General features: G+C 47.9%; 8 protein-coding genes. 4 read left to right on the top strand and 4 right to left on the bottom strand.

Annotation, left to right across the window (positions count from 1 at the left end; all coding sequences use genetic code 11):
• The first annotated feature begins 65 nt into the window (after nucleotides 1-65).
• A complete protein-coding gene (locus ABD937_RS18300; RefSeq protein ID WP_345257293.1) occupies nucleotides 66-287 on the top strand; it encodes a hypothetical protein in 222 nt (73 codons plus the stop codon).
• 33 nt (nucleotides 288-320) lie between these two features.
• On the top strand, nucleotides 321-1,238 hold the full coding sequence (locus ABD937_RS18295; RefSeq protein WP_345257292.1) for a hypothetical protein: 918 nt from the start codon (nucleotides 321-323) through the stop codon (nucleotides 1,236-1,238).
• Nucleotides 1,239-1,270: 32 nt separating this feature from the next.
• Here the strand turns inward: ABD937_RS18295 and ABD937_RS18290 are convergent, their stop codons facing one another.
• From ABD937_RS18290 to ABD937_RS18280, 3 genes are all read right to left on the bottom strand, one after another.
• Entirely contained in the window at nucleotides 1,271-2,212 is a 942-nt protein-coding gene (locus tag ABD937_RS18290) for a GIY-YIG nuclease family protein (RefSeq protein ID WP_345257291.1), read from the bottom strand.
• 114 nt (nucleotides 2,213-2,326) lie between these two features.
• Nucleotides 2,327-3,268: an HNH endonuclease gene (locus ABD937_RS18285; protein ID WP_345257290.1), complete on the bottom strand. Its 942-nt coding sequence runs from the start codon at nucleotides 3,266-3,268 to the stop codon at nucleotides 2,327-2,329.
• A gap of 36 nt (nucleotides 3,269-3,304) precedes the next feature.
• Nucleotides 3,305-3,982, bottom strand: coding sequence for a DUF4339 domain-containing protein (locus tag ABD937_RS18280; RefSeq protein WP_345257289.1), 678 nt, complete (start codon nucleotides 3,980-3,982; stop codon nucleotides 3,305-3,307).
• Nucleotides 3,983-4,131: 149 nt separating this feature from the next.
• Here ABD937_RS18280 and ABD937_RS18275 point away from each other — a divergent pair, with 149 nt between their 5' ends.
• Nucleotides 4,132-8,949: a RecQ family ATP-dependent DNA helicase gene (locus tag ABD937_RS18275; RefSeq protein WP_345257288.1), complete on the top strand. Its 4,818-nt coding sequence runs from the start codon at nucleotides 4,132-4,134 to the stop codon at nucleotides 8,947-8,949.
• Nucleotides 8,950-9,078: 129 nt separating this feature from the next.
• Complete coding sequence (locus ABD937_RS18270; RefSeq protein WP_345257287.1) at nucleotides 9,079-10,077, top strand: HNH endonuclease; 999 nt, start codon at nucleotides 9,079-9,081, stop codon at nucleotides 10,075-10,077.
• A gap of 61 nt (nucleotides 10,078-10,138) precedes the next feature.
• On the opposite strand, the gene ABD937_RS18265 is transcribed toward ABD937_RS18270, so the two are convergent.
• Complete coding sequence (locus ABD937_RS18265; RefSeq protein ID WP_345257286.1) at nucleotides 10,139-11,020, bottom strand: SRA domain-containing endonuclease; 882 nt, start codon at nucleotides 11,018-11,020, stop codon at nucleotides 10,139-10,141.
• Nucleotides 11,021-11,059: the final 39 nt, after the last annotated feature.

Below are 11,059 nucleotides of genomic sequence, written 5' to 3'. Positions count from 1 at the left end.
TCCAGACATTCAATGAGCGTTGGTGGGGCGACTGGCAAGGTACGCCCGATGAAAAGAAAGTAAAGTTGGTAAACATCGTGGCCGGCATGCGGGTCCACCCTAGCTTCCAGGAGAAGTATCAAAACAACCCCGACGTTCAGAATCGCGATCTTGCCTTGAAGGCCATTTTCGAAGATGTGATGCGGGGTGAACGGAAGAAGGAACTGGACCTTTATCGTCTATTGGCTAGTGATGATGCGTTCAAACAGGCGATGCTGGATACATTGAAGCGGATGCTGGCGGCATAACTTCGCAATACCACCTTCACTAATCTAACTGCTATGCTATCAACTGCACATCAAAACGCAATTTCAAATTTCCAAGCGAGCACTTCTTTATGCGATTTCTTTCAACTTCTTGCTGTAGAAACTTGGGAACGAATAAAGTTTTCCCGAACAAGGAAGGGCATGCGTATCTATGAAACTACGCTAACCCAAAACATCCTTTTCGAATTGATCCGTGCGAAAGAGCAAGTGAATTCATGGGGAAGGGTCCGCTGGAACATTCACATCTTCGAATCCAATAATGAAAAAACAAACGGTAATGACATTGAGCTTTTTGTTCAATTCGGTGGCGGTTATCTATACTTTCCGACTCAGGCTAAAATCATCTATAACAAAAGCCTGAATCGAGTGAAGTTGGGAGGGGGTAATTATCCACCTATGGATCATTTCGTACCTACGATGGCGACACAGCAAATTAACTCTCTGCTTTCATATGCATCTGCACGACGAGGTATACCTATCTATCTTCTCTACAACTTTGTCAATGATACTTTCCCAGTTGCAACCAGGTGCGGGATACGGTACGGGATTGAGCAGTTTGGTTGTTCTATTGTTGACGCCCAACATTTGTTCAGCAAATATGTTTCTGGTGGGTCTTGGACAATCCCAACTTTCCATAACCTTCAACCCCGAAAGGCTTTCCCTTGGTTTGTCTTGGTCTGCTGCTTCAACCAATACAGGGATATAAATTTATTGATGGCAGAGTTCTTCCCTGATAGTCACAGTTCATTAAAAGAAAGCCTAAAGATCTACTCGGAAACTGATGTTTTCCAGGATAGGGGGTGGAGAGATATTGATTTCTATAATAAAGATGTAACCACTGAATTCAGCAGAGGTTTTGAAGATAACAACTTCACTTTCAACCCCAGATTTAGAATCGTTCTTGGTAGTGATACTCCCGTGTTCAGAAAGTAATTTATGTGCTCTGCTGGAGAATAGCGGGAAAGTTATAAGGCTGAAGCTCGCTCCTGCCGCTTCTCCATCCGAACTCTTGCATTCTCTATCTCTTTTAAGGTCTTGCCCTTTTCATTCTTCCAGTTTAGTGGGCCGCTCGTATTATACCCTAAAATTACGGCACCCGCCGCCGATGAGGAATTGAATAGACTGTTGTTTTGGAAGACATATTTATCGCTTTCCATTGCCAACGTGCCGTTTTGAATGAGACGATCACGTAGTTCACGATAACCGGAGCCGAGGCTATTTGTTGTGGTGGGTGCCGCTTCCGACCCTTTTAGTACAACGATGCCTTCATCGGTCTGCACGGCCTTGGCTTTGACCATACCTGTCGTCAGAAATAGCTCTAAGCTAAAGGTGATCTCAGCGGCGGCACTAGCTCCCGAATAGTCCCCCGCAGGCAAAACAATTCGCTGAGGTACAGCCGTCACCTCCTCCAATAACTTATGCCCCATTACCCCGATCAGCAACTTGATATATGTCAGAAACTCCTCCATCGCATCCCGGTCAGCTAACGGTAGGGAAGATTGCTGAGGCAGGTTTTGATTCTCGACCTTGTAGCGTTTTGTAGAAAAGGCCAGCTGAATGAGACGACTCTCTAAATATTTCACATGGCTCTTAGTGAGATTTTCGTCCTTGCTTACAAAAAAGATAACCTCATTCCAAAAATCCTTGCCTGAAATGTGGCTTTGCAAGCGGTTGAACACATTTTCAGCCTCGCCGATATAAGCTTTTGCTTCACCAGTCTGCTCATCTTCACCAAAGAGAAAATAAACACCAGGGCGATTTGCTTCCGCCAGCTCGCTCAGCTCACTCACACGCAACCTGGGACAGGAAATGGATTGAATGGTCTGATTGACCACTTCACCGAACTTGATACCGGTAACGGTACCATCTTTCAAGTAAATGCGAATGCTTTTGCCGAAGGCGTTCATAAGCAATTTTATAACGACCGAAGGTGATTTAGTAGGTTGGAAGTTAGACTAAACTTCTTTTGGAATATCCATGCACCTTTAATTCTTACTAAGTATAAAACTATTATGAGCTGCTTAAGCCCGGAATATATTCTCATTATGCCATCGAATAAACTGCTCTTCTGGAAGATTATTCGGATTCACTGGTAAATGCTGCAGTAATGAGCCGTGGTATTTATAATACTCCTTGCCATTTTGAAACTCCTCCCGAATCCGTCCGCTTATCTCGATCTTCAAATTTGTGGTAATGGTCAAATACCCAGAATCGAAAAGCTTGTGCATATCTGATCTTAGAAGCAGTCCATTAGTCAAAGCATGCGGACCTGATTCTGAATAAGGCTTAATATGTGCCGCTTCCAGCACTGGAAGCGTTTTTTCGCCGGTTATGCCGCAGCGTCGCTGGTAAGCATCTGTTACCAATACCCGGAAAGCTCCTTGCCCCAGCCTGACTTTACGAAGCAATGGATTTCCATACAGGGCCCTGTCTTCTTCAGCAATTAGAATGTCTTTTCGTCTCTCGTCAGCCCTGTTTAACGTATACCGGTAAATTAGCTCTTCCAACCTCTCCCAGAGAAATCTCCCATCCAGGCTCGACGAATCGTATCCTTTACCTTGCACGATGCTTTTTCCCCAATCAGGCGGCGCAGGAAGCCAATCTTTTTCGTGAAAGAATATTGGATCAGTCAATACAATACACCCAATTACTGGATTAGTAGATTGTCTGTCCTGGCGATAGTTCTGAATCAAGCTTTGAAGTTCAGCATAAGTCGCTGTACCATTTCTTTCTTTGAAAGTGTCCCACGCAATACTCAGTGGCAAGGTCGTATGACTCGAGAAGAAACCGACTCCGCCAATATGATTGCGTGGCCTCTTTAATTTAAAGAAGAAAGGGGCACCCTGCTGAAGCGCTTTAAAGACTGAATTACCTGAAGGCTGCCAAAAATTGATGTCTTCTGGGTTTCGTCGGCTCAGGAAATCAAACCAACTATTATCGGTTACGCCGAGATAATATTTCATGCTATAGCCTCATTCAAAAACTGCCAATTGAGAAAATCAAAATGTCTCAGCTCGCACGACTTCCCATCCAGCTGTTCTAGTTCCTGAAGGCGCTTCAATCTTCAACTTGAAGCTCTTTGAATATCCATATTGGCAAACAAGGTCCAAGTCATAGTCTTTGGCATCGATGTATTCTTCACTCTTATTATAAAAAGTAACACGTAAAATCAAGTTCCGATAATTGGTATGTGTTGCCACATTTTCCACTTTACCCTCAATAACGAATTGGTCAATAAGATTGAAACGAGTCTTGCCACTTGTTTTTAAGTATTGACCAGGAGATACTTTCTCATCATCTGTAAAAAGGCTCGCTCCGGCTGTATAATGATTCTGCTGATAAAGGACGAAAGCTGCTGCGCCACCCAGAAGCAGAATTAGGATCAATAAGACGGGCCATCTCGACCTTCTTGCTTTTTGTTCTTTTGGTAAGCGTGTCTGCGCATTTGGGGCGGGAGCTGATTCAGAGGCGGTCTCGTGCCGACGACTGTTCGGATTAAAGGGAGGGGGTGCAACCACCAGAATAGAAGCAAGCTCGGACACGTCTTTTGCTTTTGTCCATCCAGACATGCCGGCAACCCAAATGTTTGTATCACCGGTAATCTTCCGATCGCGCAATTGCTCAAAGCTGAAGGGGCCTGTTTGATTTACCCCGTCATGGATAAAGTATTCCGTCATAGCAGTTGTTTAGGAAAACAAAGTATTTAAATTCTATCGGAATAGAGAAGAAACTTGCATCCATTCTTCATTAGGTCTATCGATTGTGAAATACCGCTAGCATACCCTATATGGGTTATTTATTATATTTAACCCAAACCAATAACTGCTTGTCACCCCTACTCACCTTCTTCGATCTCGAAGCTGACGCAAAGTCGCAGAAGATAATGGACATAGGGGCCATGCGATCGGACGGGAGCGGCTTTCACCGCAACGACCTGAAAACGTTCCTCAGCTTTCAGGAAGGCAGCGATTTCCTGGTGGGCCACAACATATTCCGCCATGATTTGAACCTGATCGCGAAAACGCTAGGGCTTTCGCAATGGCGTCGCTCTATCGCCATCGATACACTGCTCCTTTCCCCACTCCTATTTCCAGCCCACCCCTACCACAGACTCCTGAAAGACAAGCACTTCCTGCCCGAAGAGCTGAATGATCCGCTTGAGGATGCTCGGAAATCGATGGATCTCTTTTACGAAGAAGTAGCCGCTTTCAAAAGCCTCGACGAACGCCTGCAACGCATTTTCACCGGCCTGCTAGCTCACCAGGAAGAATTTTCCCCTTTTTTCCGCTACCTAGAATTGTCGCCGCTGCCGGAGGCGTACCTAGTAGATATGATCCGCCTCCTGTTTGATGGTCAGATCTGCGCACATGTCGCACTAACAGAATTAATCCGGTCGGAGCCTGTGGCGCTGGCCTATGCTTTGGCGCTTATCCGGAGCGGCGACAAATATTCGATTACTCCGCCATGGGTGGTCCATACATCTCCTAAAGTCGAACCCGTTATCCGCCAACTGCGAAATGAGCCCTGCACCGGCTGCCCTTACTGCAACCAATGGCTTGCGGCCTTGCCGGCACTACAGCGCTTTTTCAAGCTGGATTCCTACCGAACCTTTGATGGGGTTGCCATGCAGGAAGAGGCGGTTACCGCCGCTATCCGGCACGAATCCCTCCTTGCTGTATTCCCCACAGGTGGTGGTAAGTCGATTACATTTCAGGTGCCTGCTCTGTTGAGCGGAGAGGCCGCACGTGCCCTCACCGTGATCATATCACCCCTACAATCCTTAATGAAGGACCAGGTCGACAACCTAGCCAGGAAAGGGATCACCGACGCTGTAACGATAAACGGACTGTTGGATCCAATTGAGCGACAAAAAGCGATCGAGCGGGTACAGGGTACTTCACCTGACATTTCGGTGGCCCATTTGCTTTACATCTCCCCGGAATCATTACGTTCAGTCACAATTGAGCGCCTTTTGATGGGCCGAAAGATCGCCCGTTTTGTCATTGACGAGGCCCACTGCTTCTCCACCTGGGGCCAGGACTTTCGCGTCGACTACCTATATATCGGAGAGTTTCTACGGAATCTACAGGAAAAGAAAGGCCTGCAGGAACCGATTCCGGTATCCTGCTTTACCGCTACCGCCAAACCACAGGTAATTGAGGACATTCAAGCCTACTTCCAAAATAAATTAGGCATCCGGATGCGCCTGTTTCAGGCAAGTGTGGCACGGAAGAACCTGCAGTACCGGGTCGTTGCCCGGGAAGGAGAGGAAAACAAATATGCAGAGCTGCGCCGCCTGATTGGCGAGAATAGCTGCCCCACCATCGTGTATGTATCCCGTACGAAGCGGGCCGCCGAATTGGCAGAGCGACTTACCACTGACGGTTACAGCGCCCGGGCCTACCATGGCAAAATGGAGCGTGATGAACGGGTAGCAAGCCAGGATGCTTTCCTTGGAGGCGAAGTGGACGTAATGGTGGCTACCTCGGCGTTTGGGATGGGGGTGGATAAGGACAATGTAGGCCGGGTTATTCATTACAACCTGTCGGATTCACTTGAAAACTATGTACAGGAGGCGGGACGGGCTGGACGCAGTGAAAAAATACAGGCGGAGTGCCATGTTCTGTTTGATGAGGAAGACCTCGACAAGCATTTTGCGTTGCTGAACATGACCAAACTGGATGTCAAGGAAATCAACCAGATCTGGCGCGCCGTAAAACAGTTGACCAGCATCCGGAATCCGAAAATCTGCCTTTCGGCTCTTGAAATCGCCCGGAAGGCTGGATGGGATGAAGGAATTCACGATTTGGAAACCCGCGTGAAAACAGCCATAGCCGCTCTTGAAGAAGCCAAGCTTGTAGAACGGGGAAAGAATGCACCACAGGTATTTGCAAATAGTATTCTAACGAAAAACATGGAGGGGGCCCGTCAGCGTATTGAAACGTCTGACAAGATCCAAGAAGTAGACAAGGAGCCTGCTGTGCGGATCATGAAAAAGCTGTTTTCCAGCAAAAGCAAGAGCTTAGCCTCGGATGAAGCCGCCGAATCGCGGATTGATTATATCTCTGATCACCTGGCTATCCGCAAAGAGGAGATAATTCGCATCATCAACCTCTTGCGTGAAGAAAAAATTCTAGCCGATGCCCGCGACCTGACTGCGTTTGTTCGTCGCCAGGATGGATCGAAGAACGCACAAGCAGTGCTTAAAAGCTTCCGGCAGCTGGAAACCTGCCTAGTGAGCTTAATCGAAGACGGAGAACATACCTACAGTATCAAAGACTGGATGGAAGTGGCGACGGAGGCCGGATGCGCGGATGTAGCCCCGGCACAGGTCCGCACCTTGCTTAACTTTTGGGCCGTACGAAATTTTATCCGCAAACGCAGTTCGGAAGGGACAAGCCACTACGTAACGATTTTGATGGAACATGATCAGGAGCAGTGGCGACGAAAAATGGAGCGGCGTCATGAAATGGCCGGTACCATCTTGAACATCCTTTTTGAAAAAGCTGCAGAACTGCGGGCAGCTGAGGGGGATGGAAGTGCAGACGTGCTGGTTGAATTCTCAGTGTTAGAACTCAAAGAGGCCCTTTTGCGAGAAGCAGGGCTCTTTGGCACTGAGCCTACCATCGAGGACATAGAAGACACCCTCTTCTATCTCACCAGAATCGAAGCCCTCAAAATAGAAGGCGGCTTCCTGGTAAGTTATCAGCGTATACGCCTGGAAAGGATTGAGCCAAATAACGCTGTCAAATACGGCCTTGCTCAATACGCCAAGCTCGCCGAGCATTATAAGAATAAAGCGCACCAGATCCATATAGTGGGCGAGTATGCACGGAGAATGCTGGAGAATTATGAAGAGGCGCTGACCTTTACGAATGACTATTTCAGGCTGCCTTATGATGCGTTTCTACGCAAATACTTCCGCGGACGAGCGGAAGATCTCAAACGAACCATGACCCCGGCCCGCTTTGAAACGCTCTTTGGCCAACTTTCGCCTGCGCAGCTGGCCATCATCAAAGAGCGCGATCAGCAACAAATTGTGGTGGTGGCAGGGCCTGGAAGCGGCAAGACGCGTGTTTTGGTGCATAAGCTCGCCTCCATCTTGCTTACCGAAGATGTTCGCTACGAACAGATGCTGATGCTCACCTTTTCGCGTGCAGCTGCTTCCGAATTCAAAAAACGCCTGGTCGCCCTCATTGGAAAAGACGCACATCACGTGGAGATCAAAACCTTCCACTCCTACTGTTTCGATCTTTTAGGTCGCAATGGCAACCTGGCTGAATCCGAAGGTGTTATCCGGGCGGCCACCGAACGTATCCTGGCGGGAGAAGTAGAACAAAGCCGCATCACCAAAGCAATTCTGGTGGTAGACGAAGCGCAGGATATGAATGCGGAGGAATACGAGCTGCTGCAAGCCATTATCGCCCAGAATGAAGACATCCGCGTTCTTTTAGTTGGTGATGATGATCAGAGTATCTATGGATTTCGGAAGGCAGGGTCTGAGTTCATGCAGCGGTTTCTGAGCAATGGAGCCTTCAAGTTTGATCTGGTGGAGAACTACCGCAGTTGCGCTGAAATCGTCTCTGTAGCCAATCAATGGGCCGCACAGCTCCAGCACCGATTAAAAGAGCTTCCAATCGTGGCCGTGAGGAAAGAGCCGGGACAGATACGCATCACGAAGCATAGTTCCGGATCGCTGGTGGTTCCGCTAACGAAAGAGTTGAAAGCGGGGAAAGACGGAACAACCTGCGTACTTACATTCGAGAACAAGGAAGCCGAAATCATAGCCGGCTATCTCGCCGCACAAGGAATCCCGACAAGACTCATTCAAAGTGCCGACAAAATTGCGTTGAACGACCTGCGCGAGCTGCGTCATTTCTCAGACACTGTTTTGAACAGTAACGACAACTATACCATACTACCGGACGATTGGCTGGCAGCTAAAGCTGACCTAAGAGCAAAATTTGCTCGCAGCATACAGCTCGAACGAATGTTGGCCGTCATTGACGAATTTGAGCTGCTTCATCCCGACAGAAGGTACAAAAGCGACTGGCAGCTGTTTCTCAAAGAATCAAAGTGGGAAGATTTTGTTCAGATTGAGCAAAACATCGTTTACGTCTCTACCATTCATAAAGCAAAGGGACGGGAATTTGACAAAGTGCTAATAGCGCTTCAAAAATTTACACCGGACGAAGAAGAGAAAAAGCGACTTCTGTATGTGGCTATGACGCGGGCGAAGAACGAGCTTTCGGTACATTATCGGGCCGATTATCTCCAATCATTCGCCGGCGAAGGAGTCGCCTATCTGCAAGACCAAGCATCTTACCCAGGCCCCGAGGTCGTATCGTATCTACTCAATTACCACGATGTATTCCTCAGCTTCTTCTCAAGGAGGCAGGATGCCATCCACGCCTTGCATTGCGGCGACGAGCTTTCGATCTACGGCAATGAACTGCATAACTCCCGCGGCATTACGGTGCTACGATTTTCAGCGTCTTTTACTACAAAAATTGACGAATGGCAAAGTCGGGGCTATCGACTCGATAGCGCGCGGGTTTTGTTTATGGCCTATTGGAAGGGGCAGGAAGCAACTGAAGAGACATTGATCTTCTTCCCTGAGGTGCGCTTTGAAAAATCACTCTAAGTACATACGTTGTAGCTGCTCGAACCATCTATTCAGATTGCTCCCTATGAACTAGCTATTTGGTTCGAAACCAATCTTAGTGACAAATCTTGATCTGAAGTTTGGGAGTTACCTTCAAATCTCGGAATCATGAACACCTTTCGGATTAACATGCCACAGATTGCTGCCAGCATTGACCGCCAGGCACTTTCCTACTACCTGCATGCCTTCACCCACCTTAAAGTTGCCATAGTAGCTGGCCAGCCTGCGCCACACAAACCCATCTTGCTAATAGCAATCCTGGAAGGGATTGAAAAAGGCGAAATCACCGATAACAAAATCTACATCACTCCCGAACTGGTAGCCCGTTTCAAAGACCTCTGGCACCAATTGGTGCACTACCCGAAATTCACCGCCAACTTTGCCCTACCCTTTTTCCATCTCCAGGGCCCGAACAGAAAGAAAGCTTTCTGGCACCTCAAAACAAAACCGGGTAGGGAGATCTTACTCACATCCTCTGCTTCGATTAAAAGCTTCGCGCATTTAAAGGAAGTGGTGGATCATGCTTGTTTTAACGATGACCTTTTTGAACTGTTGCTTCAAAGGGAAAGTCGACAAAAGCTGAAAGGTGCGCTCTTTCAAAGATGGTTTCCGAACATACATAGCGTCCGAACTGCCAATGGACTCTATGAGGTAATCACAGCGCAGGTCTTGGATAATACCCTTTCGCCATTACCGTCCCTATTGGAAGTAAACGACGAAGAGATCACCTATATCCGGGGCAGTATTTTTAAAAAGGAAGTTCCGCGTGTCTATAATTACGCTTGTGGCATCAGCGGTATGCGCGTCATCGCCGACCGGCAGCTGCAGATGATTGATGCTTGCCACATCATTCCGTTTGCTGAGAGCGGCGACGATCATATTTCCAACGGCATTGCACTTTGCCCCAATCTCCATCGCGCCTTTGACAGAGGATTGATCTCGATAGATGCTAATTTTAAAGTTATAGCAACTTCTTTTACAGAAGCACAGGCCGACTACCTGATCCGACCATTTGTAGGAAGGCGGCTTTTACTCCCAAGCGATCAGAAGTATTGGCCGGCCCAGAGCAAGCTTGAGCTACACCGACAGAAATTCGGGTTCGTTTAATCACAGAATTAGGACCCGACCATGCCGGTGTTCCAGTGGCATCAAAAGAAACGATCGACACTCAGACCTGCAGCTTGTGTCGATGCAAGCACAAGTAGTCAAGATTTCCCTTGGAAAAGGCTTTTACTCGCTCACTCCCTGTAATCCCGAGCTCTTCATAGTTTGTTCGGAGTAACGGTTCTGAAAGAATGATTTTCCCCGAGTCTTCAAAACTTATTAGGTGTCGGTCGAATAGTGCGTCATAATTCGGCGATAGCAAGATGCCATTGTTTACGTCGAGGCGTTGGTCATTGGAAGCTTCGTTCCAAGGAACGATATGTGATGCTATCAAAATGTCCTTTTTATTATAGCCCGTCACGGCACATCGAAACTCCCACCGATATAATATGCTTTTCCGGTACGCACCTTGTCCCACCCTTGAGGTCACCAGGCCCTTACGCTCGGTTTCATTGGGCTTATTCCAGTCTAAGGCCGCATCGTACTCGGCTGCATAGCTGGCTGCGGAAAGATCTTTAGGGTACTCAAGCTGCTTACCAACCCGCTGAAAAAAGAATTTGATCGCGGTCCTGTCCGTCCCATCCCGATCAGGAGCAATGAAAAAGTCAAACTCGCGCAATTCGACCTCAGTTTCAAACATAACATGGCTGCGGAGAGGGGCTTCGGTAAACAGGAAAATGCGTTTCCCGCCTTTCATATGGTCACGCAGCGCCAGGTTCCCTTTTATAAACTGCATATCGGACTGCTGCCCTTCGCCGGTATAGGAGAATACATCCCGGTTCTCCCATTGGTCTTTATAGCCGTGTTGATGCCCGGACTTTCCCGAAAAAATAAAGATATAAGGAAAGCGAGCTGAAGCGGCTATGCCACCCTGCCGATTGCCGCCATACTGATCGTGAATCAGTGAGCGTTTGTAGATTTTATGAACTTCGAATGGTTGGTCCACAATATGCCGATGGTTCGGCACCTGGAAAATAGTTAGGAA

This window comes from Flaviaestuariibacter amylovorans (assembly GCF_039541815.1).
GTDB classification, from domain to species: domain Bacteria; phylum Bacteroidota; class Bacteroidia; order Chitinophagales; family Chitinophagaceae; genus Flavisolibacter; species Flavisolibacter amylovorans.
Note: the sequence above shows the minus strand (reverse complement) of the source record. Positions and strands in the feature narration are given on the sequence as shown.